This is a genomic window from uncultured Alistipes sp., from assembly GCF_910580175.1.
Classification (GTDB): Bacteria; Bacteroidota; Bacteroidia; order Bacteroidales; family Rikenellaceae; genus Alistipes.
Map to the genome: position 1 here is coordinate 71,009 of NZ_CAJTXD010000006.1, position 22,344 is coordinate 93,352.

General features: G+C 62.0%; 13 protein-coding genes and 1 riboswitch. Of the genes, 1 reads left to right on the forward strand and 12 read right to left on the reverse strand.

Features of this window, described 5'->3' with window-relative positions; all coding sequences use genetic code 11:
* Positions 1-27: 27 nt before the first annotated feature.
* A riboswitch (TPP riboswitch) is annotated at positions 28-122 on the reverse strand.
* Between the two features lie 217 nt (positions 123-339).
* From xylE to cysS, 8 genes are all read right to left on the reverse strand, one after another.
* Positions 340-1,752 (reverse strand): D-xylose transporter XylE, encoded by a 1,413-nt coding sequence (xylE, locus tag QZ298_RS07890; RefSeq protein WP_296007724.1) that lies wholly within the window; start codon positions 1,750-1,752, stop codon positions 340-342.
* Between the two features lie 71 nt (positions 1,753-1,823).
* Positions 1,824-3,137, reverse strand: a complete 1,314-nt coding sequence (xylA, locus tag QZ298_RS07895; protein WP_296007972.1) for a xylose isomerase — start codon at positions 3,135-3,137, stop codon at positions 1,824-1,826.
* Positions 3,138-3,217: 80 nt separating this feature from the next.
* Positions 3,218-4,705: an FGGY family carbohydrate kinase gene (locus QZ298_RS07900; RefSeq protein WP_296007725.1), complete on the reverse strand. Its 1,488-nt coding sequence runs from the start codon at positions 4,703-4,705 to the stop codon at positions 3,218-3,220.
* Between the two features lie 20 nt (positions 4,706-4,725).
* The gene (locus QZ298_RS07905; RefSeq protein WP_296007728.1) at positions 4,726-5,472 is read right to left on the reverse strand and encodes an NUDIX domain-containing protein; all 747 of its coding nucleotides are present in this window, start codon (positions 5,470-5,472) and stop codon (positions 4,726-4,728) included.
* Between the two features lie 386 nt (positions 5,473-5,858).
* A complete protein-coding gene (gene prfB / locus QZ298_RS07910) occupies positions 5,859-6,971 on the reverse strand; it encodes a peptide chain release factor 2 (RefSeq protein ID WP_296007731.1) in 1,113 nt (370 codons plus the stop codon).
* Positions 6,968-7,609: a cytidylate kinase-like family protein gene (locus QZ298_RS07915; RefSeq protein WP_296007734.1), complete on the reverse strand. Its 642-nt coding sequence runs from the start codon at positions 7,607-7,609 to the stop codon at positions 6,968-6,970. The genes prfB and QZ298_RS07915 overlap by 4 nt, the downstream gene beginning before the upstream one ends.
* Positions 7,599-9,008 (reverse strand): MATE family efflux transporter, encoded by a 1,410-nt coding sequence (locus tag QZ298_RS07920; RefSeq protein ID WP_296007737.1) that lies wholly within the window; start codon positions 9,006-9,008, stop codon positions 7,599-7,601. Before QZ298_RS07920 ends, QZ298_RS07915 begins: the two co-directional genes overlap by 11 nt.
* A gap of 39 nt (positions 9,009-9,047) precedes the next feature.
* On the reverse strand, positions 9,048-10,523 hold the full coding sequence (gene cysS / locus QZ298_RS07925; protein WP_296007740.1) for a cysteine--tRNA ligase: 1,476 nt from the start codon (positions 10,521-10,523) through the stop codon (positions 9,048-9,050).
* Between the two features lie 253 nt (positions 10,524-10,776).
* On the opposite strand from cysS, the gene QZ298_RS07930 reads away from it, so the two are divergent.
* Positions 10,777-13,992: a DUF2723 domain-containing protein gene (locus QZ298_RS07930; protein ID WP_296007743.1), complete on the forward strand. Its 3,216-nt coding sequence runs from the start codon at positions 10,777-10,779 to the stop codon at positions 13,990-13,992.
* Between the two features lie 208 nt (positions 13,993-14,200).
* Here the strand turns inward: QZ298_RS07930 and rnr are convergent, their stop codons facing one another.
* From rnr to metH, 4 genes are all read right to left on the reverse strand, one after another.
* Complete coding sequence (gene rnr / locus QZ298_RS07935) at positions 14,201-16,555, reverse strand: ribonuclease R (RefSeq protein ID WP_296007746.1); 2,355 nt, start codon at positions 16,553-16,555, stop codon at positions 14,201-14,203.
* Entirely contained in the window at positions 16,552-17,664 is a 1,113-nt protein-coding gene (locus tag QZ298_RS07940) for a M20 family metallopeptidase (protein ID WP_296007749.1), read from the reverse strand. The genes rnr and QZ298_RS07940 overlap by 4 nt, the downstream gene beginning before the upstream one ends.
* Before the next feature lie 102 nt (positions 17,665-17,766).
* Positions 17,767-18,732, reverse strand: coding sequence for a methylenetetrahydrofolate reductase (locus QZ298_RS07945; protein ID WP_296007754.1), 966 nt, complete (start codon positions 18,730-18,732; stop codon positions 17,767-17,769).
* Positions 18,729-22,343 (reverse strand): methionine synthase, encoded by a 3,615-nt coding sequence (metH, locus tag QZ298_RS07950; RefSeq protein ID WP_296007758.1) that lies wholly within the window; start codon positions 22,341-22,343, stop codon positions 18,729-18,731. The genes QZ298_RS07945 and metH overlap by 4 nt, the downstream gene beginning before the upstream one ends.
* Between the last annotated feature and the right edge of the window lies 1 nt (position 22,344).

The following is a 22,344-nucleotide window of genomic DNA, read 5'->3' on the forward strand; positions in this document are numbered from 1 at the left end:
TTGGGTTAAAGAATGAAAAGGGGTATGTGTGTCGATTACGCGTATTCCCGGTTTCGGCATTATCCGTATCCGGTTCAATGGGTATAATCTCAGCCTGATAGTAAGGCACCCCTTCGAAATATCGGGGCAAAGATAGAACTAATAATCAAAAAAAGAAAACTTAAAACGATATTCCTGCCCGAACCGGCGCTGCAAGGTCCCGACCGGGCGGCGGTCCGCCGCCGAAAAAAACGCAGGCCGCGGACATCGACGTCGTATTGTACGCATGCTCATCCGCAAAAAAAGTTCCGGAACCTTTGCGGCTCCGGAACTTTCGGTAAGTCGGAAAAATGCGACGAGCTATTTTTTCCACAACTGCGACATCTCCTCCAAAGTCTTGCCCTTGGTTTCGGGCACCCAACGCCACACGAAGAGGGCCGAAAGCAACGACATCAACGCATAGATGCAATACGTGCCGCCGACGCTCCAGGCGCTCAACGAAGGGAACGTAGCCGAGACGAGGAAATTGGAGATCCACTGCGCCGCTACGGCGATGGCCACGGCCTGCGAACGGATGGTGTTGGGGAAGATTTCGGCGATCAACACCCAGCAGATCGGCCCCCACGACATCATGAACGACGCGGTGTAGATGATGATGAACACCAACGCCGCCATGCCGATCGAATCGGTGAACGACAACGCGGCCAGAGCGATCATGCCGATCATCATGCCGACCGAACCGATGATGAGCAACGGTTTGCGGCCCATGCGGTCGACCGTGAAGATGGCGACGACCGTGAAGATGATGTTCACGACGCCCATGACCACGGTCTGCATCATCGAAGCGTCGCCCGAAGCGCCCATGTTCTCGAAGATGCGGGGCGCATAATACAACACGACGTTGATGCCCACGGCCTGCTGGAAGAACGACAGCAGAATGCCGATGACGACCACGGCGATGCCGTAGGCGAAGATGTGCTCGCGCTTCTCGTGCACCGTAGCCTTGATCTGGTCGAGGATCGAGCGGGCCTCGTCCGGGCCGTTGATGTGGGCGAGAATCGAATAGGCCTTTTCGTCGCGGCCCTTCAGAGCCAGAAAACGGGGCGTCTCGGGGATGAAGAGCACCAACAACCCGAAGATGCCGGCGGGGAAAGCCTCGCTGACGAACATGCGGCGCCATCCGATGGCATTCATGGCGGACTGGACGGCCTCGGTGCTGTCGCCCAACGAATTACGGATCATGTAATTGGCGAAGTACACCACCAGCATGCCGAAGATGATGGCGAACTGATTGCAGGACACGAGCGTACCGCGAATCTTGGCGGGCGAAATCTCGGCGATGTACATCGGGCACACGGCCGAAGCGAGACCCACGCCGATGCCGCCGAGGATGCGGTAGAAGTTGAACACCACGAGCAGGGTTTTCGACGCCTGGCCATAGGGCAGCACCCCGCTTTCGGGGCACCACGACCCGAGGGCCGAGACGAAAAAGAGCACCGCAGCGATGAGCAGCGAACGCTTGCGGCCGAAGCGCGAAGCGAGCAGACCGGAAATCGCACCGCCGATCACGCAGCCCAGCAGCGCGCTGGAGGCCGTGAAGCCGTGCCAACCCGAAGTATAGAGCGCGCCCAAGCCGCCTTGGAAGAAGTTTTCGAGAGCTTTTTCGGCACCCGACACCACCGCGGTGTCGTAGCCGAAGAGCAAGCCGCCGATGATCGCCACCAGGACGACGGAGAACAGATAAAGGCGGCTGCCGGTTTTTGAATCGGTCATTTTAGTCGGAGTTTTAGGTCGGTTGGAAAATCGGAGCGGAGGGCGTGCAGCCCTCCGCTCCGAAAGACAATTTAGATGTACATGTTCACGATCGCCTCGTACAGCTCCTGCTTGCCGCTGTGCTGGACGGGTTCGTGGGTGCGGGCGTAGTCGGCCACCTGCTCCAGCGTGAGCTTGCCCTCCTCGAAAGCCTTGCCCTCGCCCTTGTCGTAGGAAGCGTAGCGCTCGGCGATCATCTTCTCGTAAGGCGAGTTCTCCAACAGATCGGCGGCGATCAACAAGGCGCGGGCCATGATGTCCATCGCAGCGATGTGGGCGATGAAGAGGTCTTCGGGGTCGGTCGAGTTGCGGCGCGTCTTGGCGTCGAAGTTCGTGCCGCCGCCCTGCAAACCGCCGCCGCGCACGATTACCAACATGGCCTGCACCATCTCGTAGAGGTCGATGGGGAACTGGTCGGTATCCCAGCCGTTCTGGTAGTCGCCGCGGTTGGCGTCGATCGAACCCAGCATGCCGGCATCGACGGCGCACTGCAACTCATGCTCGAAGGTATGGCCGGCCAGCGTGGCGTGGTTGACCTCGATGTTGACCTTGAAATCCTTGTCCAGGCCATGAGCGCGCAGGAAGCCGATGACCGTCTCGGTGTCGACGTCGTACTGGTGCTTCATCGGCTCCATGGGCTTCGGCTCGATGAGGAAGTTGCCCTTGAAACCCTTCGAACGGGCGTAGTCGCGAGCCATGGTCAGCATGGTGGCCATATGCTCCTTCTCGCGCTTCATATCGGTGTTGAGCAACGACATGTAGCCTTCGCGGCCGCCCCAGAAGACGTAGTTCTCGCCGCCCAGCTCGATCGTGGCGTCGATGGCGTTCTTGATCTGAAGCATGGCGCGGGCCGCCGTGTCGAAATCGGGGTTGGTCGAGGCACCGTTCATGTAGCGGGCATTGCCGAAGACGTTGGCTGTGCCCCACAACAGCTTGATGCCCGTCTCGGCCTGCTTCTGCTTGGCGTAGGCCACGATCTCCTTGAGGTTCGCCTCGTACTTGGCGGGATCGGGGTCTTCGTCCACCAGGTCGACATCGTGGAAGCAGTAGTACTCGATGCCCATCTTCTGCATGAACTCGAAACCGGCGTCCATCTTGGCTTTGGCACGCTCGATGGGGCAGGCCGCTTCGTTCCAGGGGAACGTCTTCGTACCGCCGCCGAACTGGTCGGCGCCCTCGGCGCAGAGCGTATGCCACCACGCCATCGAGAAACGCAGCCAATCTTTCATCTTGCGGCCTTTGACCACACGTTCGGGTTCATAATAGCGGAATGCCATCGGATTCTTGGAACCTGCGCCCTCGAACGCAATCTTGCCCACGGTGGGGAAATAAGTTTTTGCCATAATGATAATGTTTTTTAAAGATATTTTAAATCATGATTCGCAACTGAATATCGGTGCGGCCCGCACGGAAGCCGGCACCGCGATCATTTTCCGATTTTCGTTTCCAGCATTTCTTTCCATCGTGCGTAGGCCTCTTCCAACGCTTCGCGGTCGTCCGCCGCAGGTTCGACGACCTCCAGACGGGCAAGCGACGCGAAGGCCTCCTCGCGCGACCGGTACAACCCTGCCCCCAAAGCGGCGCCGCGGGCGGCACCCAACGCACCGTCGGTATCGAACAACTCGATGCGGGCACCGGTAAGCGTAGCCAGCGTGCGGCGGAAAAGCGGCGAAAGGAACAGGTTGGCCCGGCCGGCACGAATCACGTCGGGCTTCAAGCCCAGCGACCGCATGATGTCGATGCCGTAGCGGAACGAGAAAGCGATGCCCTCCTGCGCGGCGCGCAGCAGATGGGCCGTCGTATGGCGATTGAAGTCGATTCCCTCGACCGCAGCGCCGGTGCAGCGGTTTTCGAGCATGCGCTCGGCACCGTTGCCGAACGGCAGCATCGACAAGCCGTCGCAGCCGGCAGGAGCCTGCTCGGCCAGGCGGTTCATCTCGGCATAGTCGACCGTCTGCTGAACGATATGGCGGCGCACCCACGAATTGAGGATGCCCGTGCCGTTGATGCAGAGCAGAATCCCGTAGCGCGGGGTCTGCACCGTATGGTTGACGTGGACGAACGTATTGACGCGCGACTTGGGGTCGGCCTTCGGCGTGTCGACCACGCCGTAGACCACGCCGCTGGTACCGCCCGTCGCGGCGATCTCGCCCACCTCCATGACATTGAGCGAAAAGGCGTTGTTGGGCTGGTCGCCGGCACGGTAGCTGATGGGCGTGCCGGCAGGGATGCCGAGTGCATCTTCCGTCGCCTTGTCCGTATAGCCGCCGACACCGATCGAAACGCCCGCGTCGGGGATCATCGCATGGGGAATGCCGTAATGATCGGCCACGAAATCAGCGCGCCGCTCCTCCTTGAAATCCCAGAGAATCTGCTCCGAGAGTCCGCTGACCGTGGTCGAAACGGCGCCCGAGAGCTTGTAGGCGATGTAATCGCCCGGCAACATGAACTTGTCGATGCGGGCGAACAAGTCGGGTTCGTTACGCTTGACCCATGCCAGCTTGGAAGCCGTGAAGTTGCCCGGCGAATTGAGCGCATGCTCCAAGCAGAAGTCGCGCCCGACAGCCTCCAATGCCTCGGCGCCGATCCCAACGGCGCGCGAATCGCACCAGATGATCGCCTTGCGCAAGGGCGCGCCGGAGCTGTCGAGGCAGACCAGGCCGTGCATCTGGTAAGTGATGCCGACGGCCCGCACCTCCTGCATGGAATGGCCTGCCGCGGCGATGCTGCGGATGCCCTCCACCGCATAACGCCACCACATTTCGGGGTCTTGCTCGGCCCAGCCGGACTGCGGCGCGTCGATGGGCATCTCCTGCGAAGGATTGGTCGACGAAGCGACGCAACGCCCGCTCTCCACGTCCAACAACGAGACCTTGACCGATGAAGAACCGATATCGATACCTAAAGTTTTCATATTCGTATTCATGATTCGTTTCAATAACGCCAACTATTGATGAAATCCAACCGCAACTTCTGCTTGAGGGCCTTCTTGTAGGCCTGCCGATCGAACATATAATACTGCGCAGGCTTATGCGCCACGCCCTGCTCCTGCTCGCCGGTAGGTGCGAGTAAACCCGATGAAAGAATCTTCTTGCGGAAATTGCGGTTGTCGATCTCGATGCCCAGCACGGCCGAATAGAGGTTCTGCAACTCGCGGATCGTGAACTTGCGGGGCAGCAGCTCGAACGCCACGGGCGACTGCAACATCTCGCGGCACAGATGCGCCAGGGCGGCGGCCAGAATCTGCTTGTGATCCATCGCCAGCCGCTGGATGGCCTCGACCTCGACCCACTGGGCGCCCTTGCCTGCCGTATAGGCGACCACGCGGCCGTCGAGCTTGACCAGGGCATAGTAACCCACGGTTACCACGCGCTCGGTACGGATGCCATGGTAGCGGTTGATCCACTCCAACTCCTCGCCGGCCACGCGGGCAGGGTCGGAGAATATCTCCATCTGCTTGAGGTAGATTTCGCGCAGCCCGGTCGCCTCGGCGAGCACGCGGCTGGCCGCAGCGGGGAGCGTCTCGTTCTCCAGAATCATGGCGCCGGGCAGCTTGAGCCGGTCGAGGTGGGTGCCGGGATCGTAATCGCGCCGCTCGACAAGCAAAACCTTGAGCGACCGGCCGTCGAATCCGAAGACGGCGCAGTCGACCGAGAGCGATTGGTTCATCTGAACAGACATGAGAGGTCGGCGCGGTTAGGTTGTGATTGTAAAATTAAGTATTTCGAGACGAAAAAACAACCTTATCGCCGATTTTACGCTAAGCATCGGCCGCTTCGCCCCGCCACCCCGCTGTACGACCGATTCGGAGCAGCCGCCTTTTACGCTAACTGCATAGCGGACGAAGCGGCGGAAAACACCGGGAGGAGAAGAATCCGGCCGGGGCCGGCATGCAAAAAACAATCGACCGCACCCGGCCAGTGCGCAGAAAGAATCGGCCGCGCAACAGGCACACAAGAAATGGCCGGCCGCACGTGGGTAGCACGTGAGTGGAGCGTGGGTGGCACGTGGGTGGCACGTGGGTGGCACGTGGGTGACGCCGTCCGCCGTTCGGAGCGGGAACGGATTTACGCCTCGGCCCCGAACTCCATCAAATAGGCCTTGATGAAAGCATCCAGATCGCCGTCCATGACGGCCTCGACGGCCGAAGTCTGGCAGCCGGTGCGATGATCCTTGACGCGGCGGTCGTCGAAGACGTAGGAACGGATCTGCGACCCCCACTCGATCTTCTTTTTGGAGGCTTCGAGCGCCTGCTGCGTAGCCATGCGCTTGTCCAACTCGCGCTGGTAGAGCTTCGATTTGAGGATGCGCATGGCGTTCTCGCGGTTCATCAGCTGGGAGCGGGTCTCCATGTTCTCGATCAGGAACTCCACCGGCTCGCCCGTATCGGCGTCCTTGCCATGATAGCGCAGCCGCACGGCCGTCTCGACCTTGTTGACGTTCTGACCGCCGGCGCCCGACGAACGGAACGTGTCCCACTCGATGTCGGAGGGGTTGACCGTGATCTCGATCGTGTCGTCGACGGCCGGCGAGACGAAGACCGACGCGAAAGTAGTCTGCCGCTTGTTGTTGGCGTTGAACGGCGAGAGCCGCACCATGCGGTGGACGCCGTTTTCGCTCTTGAGGTAACCGTAGGCGTACTCGCCCTCGAATTCGAGCGTACACGACTTGACGCCCACCTCGTCGCCGGCCTGGAAGTCGAGCACCTTGACCTTGTAACCGTGGGCCTCGCCCCAACGGGTGTACATGCGCATGAGCATCGAAGCCCAGTCGAGCGCCTCGGTGCCGCCGGCTCCGGCGTTGATGTCCAAAATGGCGCCGAGCTTGTCCTCGTCGCGGCGCAGCATGTTGCGCATCTCCAACTTCTCGATGCGGTCGAGCGTACGGGCATAATGCTCGTCCAACTCGGCATCGCTGACGACGCCCTCCTTCACGAAATCGGGCATCAACTCCAAATCCTCGACATCCTTGCGCACGGCGTCGTAATCCTCGACCCAAGCCTTGATGACGGCTACCTTGCGCAACTGCTCGCGCGCGGCGGCGGGGTCGTTCCAGAACTCCGGCGCCTGGGTCTTCTCCTCCTCGTTCTGGAGGTCGATCCGCTTTTGTTCGATATTCAGGCAACGCTCCAGCGTCCGGCGACGCTCGGCCAACTCCTTGATCTGTTCGTCGACAATCATAAATCCATTTTCAAATCGAGCTTGCGGGCGGCAAAGCGGAGGATCAGGTCGGCGGCCGACTCGACGCCCAATGCCGAAGTGCTCACGCACAGATCATAGGAAGCCGCAGCGCCCCAAGTCCGCAAACTGAAGTAATTATAGTAATCGGCGCGCCGGGCGTCGCCGCGCGCCATGATCTGCCGCGCCTCGGCCTCGGAGCACCCCGTACGCGCGCAGATGCGCCGAATACGATCGGCATCGTCGGCCGTAATGAAGACGCTGACCATGCGGGGATGCTCCCGCAGAATGTAATCGGCGCAGCGCCCCACGAACAAAGCCGACTCGCGGGCCGCGACCTCGCGGATGACGTCGCTCTGAATCTTGAACAACGCATCGCCCGACAAGACATCGGTCGTGGCGCCGCCATCGCCGGCAAAGGGCGCGCGCAAGTAACTCAAGAGAGTCGCCAAACGGTTGTGCGACTCCTTTTCATCGGCCCGCTCGAACACCTCGGGACACAATCCGCTCTGCTGGGCGGCAAGGTTGATCAACTTCTTGTCGTACAATTCGATGCCCAGACGCCGGGCCAGCACTTCGCCGACCTCGCGTCCGCCGCTGCCCAACTGGCGGCCTATGTTGATAACGAATCTATTTTCCATCGTACGAGTCGTTGAGAGTTTGCGTGGACATCATCGTGCGGAACTTGCGCAACTGGGCCGTCAACATGAAGAACGAGACCAAGGCAGCCAAGACATCGGACAACGGCATGGCGCACCACACGCCCCAGCCGCCGTTCCATTCGGAAAACCGCTCGAAAAGCGACGGCAGGAACAACAACCCGGGCAAGAGGAACAACAACTGCCGCGACAACGACAAGAAAATCGCCTTGCCGGCCATGCCGATGCTCTGGAAAAAGTTGGTGGCGACCATCTGGAATCCGATGATCGGGAAGAAAAGAAAAGTGATGCGCATGCCGGTGGCGGCGAGACGGATCAACTCCTCGTCGGCCGTGAAAAGCGACACGGCCAATCGCGGAGTCAGCTCGCCGATCAGAAAACCGAGGGTCGTAACGGCCGTGGCGCCCATGATCGTGAGCCTCAACACCCGCAGGACGCGCTCGTACTGCCGGGCGCCGAAGTTGTAGCCGGCGATCGGCTGCATGCCCTGGTTGACGCCCATGACGATCATCACGAAGAAGAAGCCCAGGCGGTTGACGATGCCGTAGGCGCCGATCATCAGGTCGCCGCCGTACTGCTTCAACCCTTTATTGATGAGAATGACGATGAAGCAGGCCGCCAAGTTCATCAAGAACGGCGACATGCCGATGGCCAGGATATCGCGCACGATGCGGCTGCGCAGCCGGTAGATGCCGCGGCTGAAATGCAGCAGCTCGCTCTTGTCGGAGAGAATCCGGAACTGCCAGACGAGCGACACGACCTGCGCGAGGATGGTGGCGATCGCGGCGCCGCGGATGCCCCAGCCGAACCCGAAGATGAACAACGGATCGAGCAACGTATTGATGGCCACGGTGTTGATAGTGGCGTACATCGACTTGCGGGGATGTCCGGCGGCCCGCAGTACGGCATTCAGACCCAAGTACATGTGCGTGACGACGTTGCCGGCGAGGATGATGACCATATACTCGCGGGCATAACCGATCGTGGCGTCGCTGGCGCCGAAGAAATAGAGGATCGGATCGAGAAACGCCAGCGTCAGCAGGCCGAAGCCCACACCGATGATCGTATTGAGCACCACGACATTGCCCAACACGTCCCGGGCCGTACCGTAGTCGCGCTGCCCCAAACGCATCGACACGAGCGTCGCGGCACCCACGCCGACGAGCGACCCGAAAGCGGCAGCGAGGTTCATCAGCGGGAACGTCAACGCCAGACCCGAAATGGCCAGCGGCCCCACGCCATGGCCGATGAAGATGCTGTCGACCATGTTGTAGAGCGACGAAGCGGTCATGGCGATGATGGCCGGCACAGCATACTGCACCAACAATTTGCGGATACGCTCCGTTCCCAATTCCGCAGCTGCCGACTTGAATTCAGACACCTTGTTCGAAAATTAAGACCTGAAAAACTAAAAAACCGGCTATTCCAACTCCCAGTCGCTGCCGTCCTTGCGATCCTTGACGCGGATGCCGGCCGCAGCCAGCCCATCGCGGATGCGGTCGGAAGCGGCCCAGTCCTTGGCGGCGCGGGCCTGCAAACGCTCGGCGAGCAACATTTCGACCAGCGGGGTCACATAGTCGCGCCCCGAAGCCGCGCCGGCCGCCTTCTCGTCTTTCAGACCCAAGATGTCGAACGCATAGCGGCGAACGGTGGCCGCCAGCGTCCCCAGATCGGCCGCCGTGATGGTCTGCGTACCGTCGAGAAGCTGGTTGATCGTGCGCACCCAGTCGAAAAGCGCCGAAATGACCATGGGCGAATTCAAATCGTCGTCCATAGCCGCACGGCAGCGCTTCTCCAGCTCCGACGGATCGACCGTCGAAGAGTCGGCGGGCTTGATCTTGCCGAGCGTCTCGATGCCCTTCATCAGGCGGTCGAGGCCCTTCTCGGCGGCCTGCAACGCCTCGTTGGAGAAATCGAGCGTCGAACGATAATGGGCCTGCAAGACGAAGAAACGGATCGTCATGGGCGAATAGGCCTGCGCCAGCAACTTGTGGCTGCCCGTGAACAACTCCTCCAAGGTAATGAAATTGCCCAGCGACTTGCCCATCTTCTGGCCGTTGATCGTAATCATGTTGTTGTGCACCCAATAACGTGCCGAATCGTGGCCGAGAGCCGCGGTCGACTGGGCGATCTCGCACTCGTGGTGGGGGAACATCAAGTCCATGCCGCCGCCGTGGATGTCGAAACGCTCGCCCAGGTAACGCGTCGACATGGCCGAACACTCCATGTGCCAGCCGGGGAATCCGTCGCTCCAGGGCGAGGGCCAACGCATGATATGCTCGGGCGATGCCTTTTTCCACAACGCGAAGTCGTAGGAATGGCGCTTATCGCTCTGGCCGTCCAGCTCGCGCGTGTTGGACACGATGTCGTCGAGGTTACGGCCCGAAAGGCGGCCGTAGTTATGCTTGGCATTGTATTTCTCGACGTCGAAATAGACCGAGCCGTTCGACACGTAGGCGAAACCCTCGTCGAGAATGCGCTGCACGAAAGCGATCTGCTCGATGATGTGGCCCGAGGCATGGGGTTCGATGGAAGGGCTTTCGACGTTGAGCGCCTCCATGGCCCGGTGGTAACGCTCGGTATAGTAGTGCGCCACCTCCATAGGCTCCAGTTCTTCGAGCCGCGCTTTCTTGGCAATCTTGTCCTCGCCCTCGTCGGCGTCGTGCTCCAGATGGCCGACATCGGTAATGTTGCGCACGTAACGCACTTTGTAACCCGCCGCCTTCAGGTAGCGGAACAGCAGGTCGAACGTCACGGCCGGGCGCGCATGGCCCAGGTGGGGATCGCCGTAGACCGTCGGACCGCAAACATACATGCCGGCGCGGCCGGGAACCAGGGGTTCGAACTCCTCCTTGCGGCGGGTAAGCGTATTATACAGCGTGAGTTTCGATTCCATAACCAAAAAATTTTTACAAAATTAGCAATTATTGTAATAACCGGGATAAAAAATCCGAATCTTTTCTTGCTTCGATCCGAACAGATCGGATGCAAGACGCAACCCAGCACGCAATAGCCCTTGCAATTCAACGTTAAATGATTACTTTTGCAAATCGGAATCCGAACAACGATCCGCCCCTTTGCAGAAAACGGCGGGGGCCTGCCCGCCGAAAGACGGGAACGGTCTATACGAAACAGAATAATAAATAGGTATGACTTTTTTCAAACGCTGGAACAACATCGTCGGCTGGGCCGTATTCGCCGTGGCGGCGACGGTCTATCTGCTTACGATGGAACCCGTATCGAGCCTCTGGGATTGCTCGGAGTTCATCGCCACGAGCTACAAACTCGAAGTGGGCCACCCGCCCGGAGCGCCGCTCTTCATGATGCTGGCACGCCTGGCCACGCTCTTCGCCTTCGGCAATCCGGAGTATGTCGGCATGGCCGTCAATGCCATGAACTCCCTGGCCAGCGCGTTCTGCATCCTCTTCCTTTTCTGGACGATTACCCACCTGGCCCGCCGCTTGGTCACGCGCAACGGTCATGAGCTGACGACGGCCGACACCTGGGCCGTGCTGGGCGCCGGAGCCGTCGGAGCGCTGGCCTACACTTTTACCGACACCTTCTGGTTCTCGGCCATCGAGGGCGAGGTCTACGCCCTCTCGTCGATGTTTACCGCCCTGGTAGTGTGGCTCATGCTCAAGTGGGAGGAGCAGGCCGACCAGCCCCATGCCTCGCGCTGGATCGTGCTGATCGCCTACCTGATGGGCCTTTCGATCGGCGTGCACATCCTCAACCTGCTGACCATCCCTGCGCTGGTCTTCATCTACTATTTCCGCACCACGCAGACCGTCACGTGGCGCGGCCTGGTCTACGCGACGCTGATCGCCGGTGCCATCCTGCTGGTCATCAACGGCATCATCATCCCCTACACGGTCTACGTGGGCGCGATGTTCGACCTTTTCTTCGTCAACACGCTGGGGCTGCCGGTCAACTCGGGCATGGTGCTTTTCGCCCTGGCCCTCATCGCAGGAGCGGGCTGGGCTTCGTGGGAGACCCACAAGCGCGGCAAGGCGGTGTGGAACATCGTCCTGCTCTCGATTACGATGATTCTGGTCGGATTCTCGTCCTACGCCTCGGTAACGATCCGCGCCGCAGCCAATCCGCCGATGAACTCCAACAAACCCGACAATCCCCACGCGCTGCTCTCGGTGCTCAACCGCGACCAGTACGGCGCCCGGCCCCTGCTCTACGGCGCCTACTACTCGGCACCGCCCCAGAACTACAAGGAAAAGCACTTCTACTATCTGGACGAAGACGGCAAGTACAAACCGGCCAGCGTCATCACGGGCTACACCCACGCACCGGAATTCATGCACCTCTTTCCCCGCATGTGGGACTACCGCAAGGACGAAAAGGAATACAAGCAATGGGCTGCCTACCGCACCAAGATCGAGACCCTGCGCGACGAGAAGGGCGAAATCATGCGCGACGAACAGGGACGCCCCATACGGGGCGAAGTCCTCGATTTCGGACGGCGACGCACCTACGACGACGGCTACGAGATGCGCACCGTGGTGGAACCCACGTTCCTGGAGAACCTGAACTATTTCTTCAACTATCAGCTCTCCTATATGTACTGGCGCTACTTCCTGTGGAACTTCGTCGGGCGCCAGAGCGACATCCAGCCCACCTCGACGACCATTACCGACGGCAACTGGCTCTCGGGCATCCGGTGGATCGACGAGAAGTTCCTCGGCCCGCAGGACGGGCTGCCGCACGAAATCGCTGAAAACCGCGGACGCAACACCTACTATTTCCTGCCCTTCCTGCTGGGACTCGCAGGCCTGCTCTACCAGCTCAACCGCGACCAGCGCAACTTCTCGGTCGTCATGTGGCTTTTCATCATGACGGGCATCGCGCTGGTGGTCTACTTCAACTCGTCGCCCTCCGAGCCGCGCGAACGCGACTACGTATACGCGGGGTCGTTCTATGCGTTCTGCATCTGGATCGGGATGGGCGTGCTGGCGCTGCGCGACCTGATCGCCCGGCTCGCCCGACGCGACAACAGGGCGGTAGCCGCGGCAGCCACCGTGATCTGCCTGGGCGTGCCGACGATCCTGGCGGCAGAAAACTGGGACGACCACGACCGCTCGGGCCGCTACATGGCCCGCGATATCGGATGGAACTACCTCATGTCGACGCTGCCGAACTCGATCATCCTGAACTACGGCGACAACGACACCTTCCCGCTGTGGAACAACCAGGAGGTCTACGGCGTACGTCCCGACGTGCGGATCATGAACACCTCCTACCTGGGCGGCGAATGGTACATCGACGAAATGAAGACCAAGGCCAACGACGCCGCGGGCGTGCCTTTCTCGCTGCCCAAGCGCAAGTACACCTACACCAACGACTGGATACCGGTAAACAACCGCATCGATCGTCCGGTGGAGATCGGCCAAGTGATCGACTTCGTGCGCAGCGACGACCCCCGCACGAAACTGACCCTCGAAGACGGCACCCAGACCGACTACATCCCCACCAAGCGCATTGCCCTGCCTGTAAACAAGGAGAACGCCATCGCCTCGGGCATCGTGGCCGAGAAAGACCGCGATCTGATGGTCGACACCGTATACATCAACCTGCGCAAGAATGCCTTGGACAAGAGTCAGCTGATGATTCTGGACATGCTGGCCAACTTCGACTGGAAGCGCCCGATCTACATGACGCAGGTCTACATCCTCCAGGACTTCGGGCTGCTCGACTACCTTCAGTTCGACGGCTACGCCTACCGCTTCGTGCCGATCCTTACCCCCATGCAGAGCGCCTGGGAGATCGGACGCATCGATCCCGACCGTGCAGTGCCGCTGCTCAAGGAGACGTTCCGCTACGGCAACCTGGCCGATCCGAAGGTCTACGTCGACTACTTCCTGCAATACAACCTTGCCGCCGCGCACACCCGCGACTCGTTCGCCCGCGTAGCCAAGGAACTGCTGCGGCAGAACCGGGCCGACGAAGCCGTCGAACTGCTCGACCTGGGACTCGAACGCCTGCCGACGTCGCAGATCCGCTTCTCCGACACCAACACCTATCCGTTCCTTGAGGCATACTATGCCGCCGGGGCGATGGGCGCGGAAGGGGCCGACGAAAAAGGCGACGCCCTGCTGCTGGAATATGCCCGCACGCTGATCGAATACATCGACTACTACCTGCGCTTCGAGGACATTCAGGGCGACATGGTATCGGGCATCATCGACGACAAGCTCGACGAACTGGGCGACCTCTACTATCTGGCCTCCTATGCCCAGCGCCGCGACGTGCTGGCCGAGCTGAACGCCTACTACCGCAGCCTGGGCGTAGCGGAGGAGAATCTGATCGACGCGGGCGACAAACCGCACGCAGACGACAGCGCCCGAATCGGATAAAATCGGGCCACGACGCAAAAGGGTGCAAGCCAGCGCCCTGAAAACAACGATTCGCCCCTGCTGCAAATGCTTGCAGCAGGGGCGAACAATTAATTATGGGCCGAACGATTATGAGGAGGGTAAAATGCCCCTCTGCGGCCTGCGACCCGGAACAACGTCAGCAGGGCACACGACCGCCCCCTTTCATCATCGCATCCGAATCTCCTATTCATCGTTTGCGGGAAGCCCGGGAGACCTTGGCTCTTTTGTTCCCCCGAGGTTCTGAGGATACTTTGGCACCTTTGGCGCTCTTGCCGCGCGAGGAACCGCCCGACTTCCGGCTGCCCGCACGACCGGAGCCGGCACCCTTGGGGTAATCGGATTTCGAACTCTTCCCCGATTTCGCGGCCCTCCCCGATCGTGCGACACCATCCAGCAGGAGTTCGAAATCCAGCTGCCGCTTTTGCAAGTCGGCCCGTTTCACGCGTATGCGCACCGGATCGCCCAGCGTCATGCGACGGCCTGTCATGCGGCCGACGACCTCGTAGCGCTGTTCGTCGAAATCGAAATAATCGCCCTCCACGTCGCGCAGGAACGCCATGCCCTCGATGTGCGTCTCGTCCAGCTCGACATAGACGCCCCACTCGGTCAGCCCCGAGATATGGCCCTCGAACTCCTCGCCGAGGCGCTCCTTCATGAACTCCACCATCTTGTATTTGATCGAAGCCCGTTCGGCCTCGGCCGCGATTACCTCGCGCTCCGAAGAACGAGCGCACAACTCCTCGACCGTCTGCTTGTCGGCCGACTTGCCACCCGCCAGATAGCGGGCCAGAAGCCGGTGCACCATCATGTCGGGATAACGGCGGATGGGCGACGTGAAGTGTGTATAATAGGGAAACGCCAACCCATAGTGGCCGATGTTGTCGGTCGTGTAGAACGCCTTGGCCATGGAGCGCACGGCCATCGTCGTCACGGCATTCTCCTCGCTCGCACCCTTTACCTTGGTAAAGAGTTTGTTCATCTCGCGGGCCACGGCACGGCCTTTCGAAGCCTTGAACACCAGTCCGAAGCGCAAGATGAACTGCCGGAAACGATCCAACTTCTCCTCGCTGGGGGCATCGTGGACGCGGTAGACCATCGTGCGCGGCACCTTGCGGCCGTTGTCGGCGATGCGGCTGCTGCAAAACTCCGCCACGCGGCGGTTGGCCAGCAACATGAACTCCTCGATCATCCGGTTCGAATCGGTCTGTTCCTTGAAGTAGACCCCCACGGGCCGCCCCTCCTCGTCGAGCCGGAACTTGACCTCTTCGCGATCGAAAGCGATGGCGCCGTTCTTGAAACGCTGGCGCCGCAGCTCCTGCGCCAGCCGGTTGAGCGTCGAGACCTCCTCGGCGAAGTCGCCGCGGCCCGTCTCGATGATCTCCTGCGCCTCGGCGTAGGTAAAGCGGCGGTCGGAATGGATCACCGTGCGGCCGAACCACTCGTCGAGAATATCCAGATTCTCGTTGAGCGTGAAGACCGCCGAAAAACAAAGGCTGTCCTCATCGGGGCGCAGCGAACACAGCTCGTTGGACAAGCGCTCGGGCAGCATCGGCACGGTGCGGTCGACCAGATAGACCGACGTGCCGCGCACGACGGCCTCCTCGTCGATGATCGAATGGGGATGCACGTAATGGGTCACGTCGGCGATATGCACGCCCACCTCCCACACGCCGTCGCGGATGCGGCGCACCGAGAGGGCATCGTCGAAATCCTTGGCATCGGCCGGATCGACCGTGAAGGTCGTCGTCGACCGGAAGTCGCGCCGCGCGGCGATCTCCTGCGCCGATATACGTCCGTCGATGGCCTGGGCGGCCTGCTCGACTTGGGGTTCGAAGCGGTAAGGGAGTTCGTATTCCGAAAGGATGGCGTGCATCTCGGTGTCGTTGCGTCCGGCCATGCCCAGTACCTCGACCAGCTCGCCGACGGGGCTTTTGCTGCCGGGCTGCCAGTCGGCGATGCGCACCACGACCTTCTCGCCGTCGTGCACCTGGGGATAGGTGCGCTTCGACAGATAGATGTCCATCGGCATGCGCCGCGAGTCGACCCGCACGAAAATCTGGTGCGCCCCCACTTCGGCCACGCCGACGTAGGGCCTGCGGCTCCGCTCGACAATGCGCGTGATCTCGCCCTCCAGCTTGCCGCCGGAACCGCGGTGCATGACTACCGCCTCCACGCGGTCGCCGTCGAGCGCCGTCGAGGCGTTGCGCGGATTGACGAAAATGTCGCTCTCCAGCCCTTCGACCCGCACATAGACCGATCCGCCGGAGGTCATCTCGGCCACACCCTCGTACTGGGGCAGGTGCATGCGCGTGAGACGGTATTTCTCGCGGGCGCACTCCTCGACGATCCCCTTGTCGTAGAGCCGTCCGAGAATCTCCAGCGTCTCGCGGCGCCCTTCCTTGGAGGCACCGCCCGAAGCCGAAGCCAGATGCTTGAGCGAAAACTTATTGTTGGGAAACTCCCGGAGCAGATCGAGGATCATCGACGCCCGGTCGTTGTGTTTGGTTCCTTTGGCGGAACGCTGTTTCTTTGTCTGTTTCATTCTTCATTGATGATTTGCAGAGCCAGGCTCTCCATGAAGCCCGCACCCACGTCGATCGCCCGTTCGTCGGGCGCAAAATTCCCCGTATGGGGGCGTCCTGCCGCCTGTCCTACGCCCAAGCGATAAAAGAGCGAGGGATAATGGCGGCAATAATAACCGAAATCCTCGGCCGTCGTACGCAGCGGCAGCATCTCTGTCTGCAACCCCGCGGCCCGGGCCAACCCCGCGGCCCGGTCGGCCAGGCGGGCATCGTTGACCACCGGAGGATAGCCCGTGCCGATGTCGACAAAGGTCTGTACGCCGTGCAAGGCGTCGACCTCGGCCGCCAACTCGGCGATGCGGCCGTGGAGCACCGTCCGCACCTCGTCGTCGAACGTGCGGAGCGTACCCTCCATATACACCTCGTCGGGCACGACGTTGGTAGCGCCGGGAGCCTCCACCCGGCCGATCGAAACCACGCATTCCGGCCCGTTGAGCGCCAGCAAGAGCGTCACGAGCTGCGCACCGGCCCCCACGGGGTCTTTGAGCTGCCCGCGCAGGGCGCCGTGACCGCCCGTGCCGCGCACGCGCAGCCGCAGTTCATCGCTGGCGGCCATGTATTTACCGGCGCGGAAGCCCAGCGTCCCGACCTCCAGCTGCGGCTCGACATGCTCGCCGATGACGGCCCGCACGTCGAATCCCTCGAACGGGTGCTCGGCCAGCACGAGCGACGCCCCGCCCGGATTGCACTCCTCGCCAGGCTGGAACAAACCGAAAACGGTGCCCGGGAAATCGGGCGCGGCGGCCAACCGCTGCAACACCCCGAAAAGCACGGCGGCATGCACGTCGTGGCCGCAGGCGTGCATGACCCCGGGATTCTGCGAAGCGTAAGAGAGACCCGTGCGTTCCTCTACGGGCAAGGCGTCGATATCGGCCCGCAACACCACAGCCCGACGGTCGGCGCACGCCCTGCGCCCCTCGATGCGGGCCAGGATGCCGGTGCCGACGATCGGCCGGTGGGCGATATCCGAAGCGGTCAGGGCCTCGGCGATGAACGCGGCGGTCTCCCGCTCCCGGAACGAAAGTTCGGGGCGGGCATGCAGATGGCGGCGGAAAGCAATAGGATCCAAAACAATAAAAAATTAAAAAATCGGTCGCAGCCTGCGGGATACGCTCGGAAGCCAGTGCGGAAAGTCCCGCAGCCCTCACGGCCCGGCATGCCGGATATGTCGTCAAAACACGGTTTTCGCAATCTCGATAATGTTCTCGGCCTTACCCATCGGATAATAGTGCAGCACCGGTACGCCCGCGGCTTTCAGCTCGCGGCTCTGGGCGATGGCCCATTCGGTGCCGATGCGGCGCACCGCGGCCTTGTCGTCCTGGTGGGCCAGCACCTCGCGCCGCAGCTCCTCGGGAATCCGGCAGCCGAACGTCTCGGGCAGCAAGGTCAGATGCCGCACCGTCGACAACGGCTTGATGCCCGGAATGATGGGTACCCCGATCCCGATCTTGCGGCAGCGGGCCACGAAGTCGAAGAAACACGCATTGTCGTAGAACAACTGCGTGACGATGTAATCGGCCCCGGCGTCGATCTTCTCCTTGAGATATTGCAGATCGGCGTCGGCCGAAGCGGCATCGCCGTGGGTCTCGGGATAGCCGGCCACGCCGACCGAGAATTTCGAATGGTGGCACTCCTCGACCTCGCCGTCGACGAATTGGCCGCGGTTCATCGCCGCGATCTGCCGCACCAAACCGGCCGCATAGGCATGGCCCTGGGGATGGGGCGTGAAACGCTCCTCGCTCTGCGACTTGTCGCCCCGCAGAGCCAGCACGCTGTGCAATCCCAGAAAATCCATGTCGATCAACGCATCCTCGATGTCGTAGCGCGAAAGCCCGCCGCAGATCAGATGCGGCACGGTCTCGACGCCGTATTTCATGCGGATGGCTGCCGAGATGCCCACCGTGCCGGGCCGCCGGCGCACCACGTGCCACTCCGGCGAACCGTCGGCGCGCAGCGTCCGCTTGATCCCCTCGCGATGGAACGTGACGTTGACATAGGCCGGGTCGAACTCCATCAACGGATCGATCGCTGCAAAAATCCCGCCCATGCCGTCGCCCTTGAGCGGCGGAAGCAGCTCGAAAGCGAAGCGGGTCTTCTTCTGGGCCAGGGCGCTGTGGATGATGTCGGTGGCGTTCATAGGTTGTTGGGTATGATTCGGCGCACGGTCTCGGGTTCCAGCCCCCGGCGCCGGGCGTAGTCGAGCAACTGCTCCTCGTCGATCGTCCCCACGGAGAAATAATCCGCGTCGGAGAGGAACAGCCCGCAAAGCGCCTCGCCGGGATCGATCATCCAGTTTTCGGTCAGGCGCATGCCGGTGGTAACCTCCGCGGCCAACAAGTCGAAGACTTCGCGTTTGAGCGTATGATCGGGCGTGGCAGGATAGCCGAACGCCATGCGGCGGCCGCGGTAGTCGCCGCGGATGATTTGTTCGGGAGCCGGCATGCCGCCCTGCTCGTAGCCCCACATTTGCCGCCGCACGAAGAGGTGCACCGTCTCGGCGAACGCCTCGGTCAGCCGGTCGGCCAAGAGCTTGGCCATGATGGCCGAATAGTCGTCGCCCGCCTCGCGGAACCGGGCCGCCAGCTCCTGCAATCCGATGCCGGCCGTCACAGCGAAGCAGCCGACCCAATCGCCCGTGGGGGCCACATAATCGGCCAGCGAGCGGTTTTCGGCGCCGCGCGTCTGGTTGCGCAACATCGCCAGCCGGCAATCGCGCCCTTTGGAGTCGGTCAGCACGATGTCGTCGCCCTCCGACCGGGCGGGGAAAAGCCCGACCACGCCCTGGAGCGTCAACAGCCGCTCGTCGCGGATACGGGCCAACAAAGCCTGCGCATCGGCGAAGAGCTTGCGCGCCTGCTCGCCTTTCTGCGGGTGGTCGAGAATCTCGGGATAACGCCCCGGAATCTCCCAAGCCGGGAAAAAGAAGTTCCAATCGATATAAGGCTCCACGTCGGCGACGTCGAAGTCGGGAAAAACCATCCTCCCCGGGTGGAGCGGCACGGCAGGAGCGTGCGGCGCGGCAGAACGGCTCTTGCGGGCCTCGGACAAAGGCACCAGCATGCGGGACTTCCCGGCACGGCGGAACTGCTCGCGCAAAGCCTCCTGTTCGCTGCGGACGCGCTCTTCGAAAGCATCGCGGCCGGCGCCCAGCAAAGCGGCGAGTATCTGTGTATTGCGGCTGGCGTCGGGCGAATGGACGACCGTACCGGAATAGACCGGCGCGATCTTCACGGCCGTGTGCATGTCCGATGTGGTGGCGCCGCCGATGATGACGGGAATGCGCACGCCGCGGCGCTCCGCCTCCTCGCACACGCGGATCATCTCATCGAGCGACGGGGTAATCAACCCGCTCAGGCAAATGCAGTCGGCACCCCAGGCCACCGCCTCGTCGATGATGCGCTGCGGCTCGACCATCACGCCCAGATCGCGGATGGCGTAACCGTTACAAGCCATGACCACAGAGACGATGTTCTTGCCGATGTCGTGCACGTCGCCCTTGACCGTGGCGATCAACACCTTGCCGCTGCTCTGCACCGCGCCGCCGGCCTGCCCGATGTAGGGAATCAGCGCCGCCACAGCACGCTTCATCACACGGGCCGTCTTGACGACCTGCGGCAAGAACATCTTGCCCTCGCCGAACAACGTCCCGACACGCTCCATAGCGGGCATCAACAACGTATCGATCACCTGCATGGGGCTGCCCGCCGCACGGCAAGCCTCCAGAGCGTCCTGCTCGATGAAATCGGCCACGCCCTTGAGCATGGCATGGTCGATGCGCTCGCGGAGCGTGCCGCTGCGCCAGGCATCGGCGGCCTGCGGCTGCGCGTCGGCGCTCTGCCGCACCTGCTGCACCTGCTGCGCATAGTCGGCCAACCGCTCGGCGGCATCGGCCCGGCGGCAGAGGACGACATCCTCGACACGCTCCAAAAGTTCGGGTTCTATCTCGTCGTACACCCGCAACATCTGCGGGTTGACGATGCCCATGTCCATGCCTGCGCCGATCGCGTGGTAGAGAAACGCCGAGTGCATCGCCTCGCGCACGGCCTGATTGCCGCGAAAGGCGAACGAGAGGTTCGACACCCCGCCCGAAACCTTGACATGGGGCAAGTGCTCCTTGATCCAGCGCGTAGCGTCGATGAAAGCCTTGGCATAGGCGTCGTGCTCGGGAATGCCGGTGGCGACAGCCAAGATGTTGGGATCGAAAACGATATCTTCGGCCGGGAAGCCGTCGGCCGTGAGCAAATCGTAGGCCCGGCGGGCCACTTCGATCTTGCGCTCGAACGTATCGGCCTGGCCCCGCTCGTCGAAGAGCATGACCACGGCGGCGGCCCCGTAACGGCGGATCTCCCGTGCCCGGCGCAAAAACGCCTCCGCGCCCTCCTTGAGCGAGACGGAATTGACCACAGCCTTGCCCTGCACGCACTCCAGGCCGGCGACGAGCGTCTCCCAGTTCGACGAGTCGATCATCACGGGCACCCGGGCGATCTCCGGCTCGGAAGCCAGCAGATTGAGGAACGTCCGCATGGCCGCGGGGCCGTCGATCAGCCCGTCGTCCATGCAGACGTCGACGATCTGCGCCCCGGCCTCGACCTGGGCGCGCGCCACGGAGAGGGCCTCCTCGTAATCGCCCTCGCGGACGAGCCGCGCGAACTTGGCCGAACCGGCCACGTTGGTGCGCTCGCCCACGTTGATGAAATTGGCGTCGGGCACGATGCGCAAAGGCTCCAGGCCGCTCAACACAGTTTCGCGCCGGGGTTTCGGCCGCGGCCGCGGAGCATAGGCGCCCACGATCTTCTGCAACTCGAAAATATGCTCGGGCGTCGTGCCGCAGCACCCGCCGACGATGTTGACCAACCCGCGCCGCATGTACTCGCCCGCATCCTCGGCGAACATGGCCGGCGTCTCATCGTAACCGCCCATGGCGTTGGGCAGCCCGGCGTTGGGATAGACCGCCACGCGGCATTCGGCCACGGCGGTCAGCCGTTCCAGATAAGGCAGCAGCTGCCGGGCGCCGAACGAGCAGTTGAGGCTCACGGCTATCGGATCGGCATGAGCCACCGAAGCATAGAACGCTTCCACCGTCTGCCCCGAAAGCGTACGGCCCGAAGGAGTAAGGGTTCCCGAGACCATGACGGGCAGCCGGCAGCCCCGCTCATCGAACAGACGCAGGATGGCATGGATCGCCGCCTTGGCGTTGAGCGTGTCGAAGAAAGTTTCGAGCATCAGCAGGTCGGCGCCGCCATCGGTCAGACCGCAGGCCTGGTCGTAGTAGGCTTGTTCGAGTTCGGCGAAAGCGAGGTCGCGGGCTGCCGGATCGTCGACTTTCGAGGAGAGCGACAACGCGTGGTTCGACGGCCCCATCGAACCGCCCACGAAACGAGGTTTCTGCGGATTGCGCGCCGTGAATGCGTCGGCCGCACAGCGGGCCAGCCGAGCCGCCTCGTGCGAAATTTCGCGGGCATATCCCTCCAACCCGTAGTCCTTAAGCGAAACGGCGTTGGCGTTGAACGAGTCGGTCGTCACGATATCGGCGCCGGCCGCGAGATACTTTTCGTGAACCTCCCGCACAGCTTCGGGCTGCGTCAGCACGAGCAGGTCGTTGCATCCGTGCAGCCGGACGGACCAATCGCGAAACCGCTCGCCGCGATAGTCTTCTTCGGTCAGTCCGTATTGCTGCACCATGGTGCCGAATCCGCCGTCCAGAAGCAGGATGCGGCTTTCGAGCTGTTCTTCGAGCGTCGCTGCCATC

Excerpts from the sequence above, each read along its gene's own strand:
- QZ298_RS07930 (WP_296007743.1), top strand. The coding sequence starts at position 10,777 with ATGACTTTTTTCAAACGCTGGAACAACATCGTCGGCTGGGCCGTATTC.
- QZ298_RS07945 (WP_296007754.1), bottom strand. The coding sequence starts at position 18,732 with ATGAACGCCACCGACATCATCCACAGCGCCCTGGCCCAGAAGAAGACC.
- rnr (WP_296007746.1), bottom strand. The coding sequence starts at position 16,555 with ATGAAACAGACAAAGAAACAGCGTTCCGCCAAAGGAACCAAACACAAC.
- metH (WP_296007758.1), bottom strand. The coding sequence starts at position 22,343 with ATGGCAGCGACGCTCGAAGAACAGCTCGAAAGCCGCATCCTGCTTCTG.
- xylE (WP_296007724.1), bottom strand. The coding sequence starts at position 1,752 with ATGACCGATTCAAAAACCGGCAGCCGCCTTTATCTGTTCTCCGTCGTC.
- prfB (WP_296007731.1), bottom strand. The coding sequence starts at position 6,971 with ATGATTGTCGACGAACAGATCAAGGAGTTGGCCGAGCGTCGCCGGACG.
- QZ298_RS07915 (WP_296007734.1), bottom strand. The coding sequence starts at position 7,609 with ATGGAAAATAGATTCGTTATCAACATAGGCCGCCAGTTGGGCAGCGGC.
- QZ298_RS07900 (WP_296007725.1), bottom strand. The coding sequence starts at position 4,705 with ATGAAAACTTTAGGTATCGATATCGGTTCTTCATCGGTCAAGGTCTCG.
- cysS (WP_296007740.1), bottom strand. The coding sequence starts at position 10,523 with ATGGAATCGAAACTCACGCTGTATAATACGCTTACCCGCCGCAAGGAG.
- QZ298_RS07905 (WP_296007728.1), bottom strand. The coding sequence starts at position 5,472 with ATGTCTGTTCAGATGAACCAATCGCTCTCGGTCGACTGCGCCGTCTTC.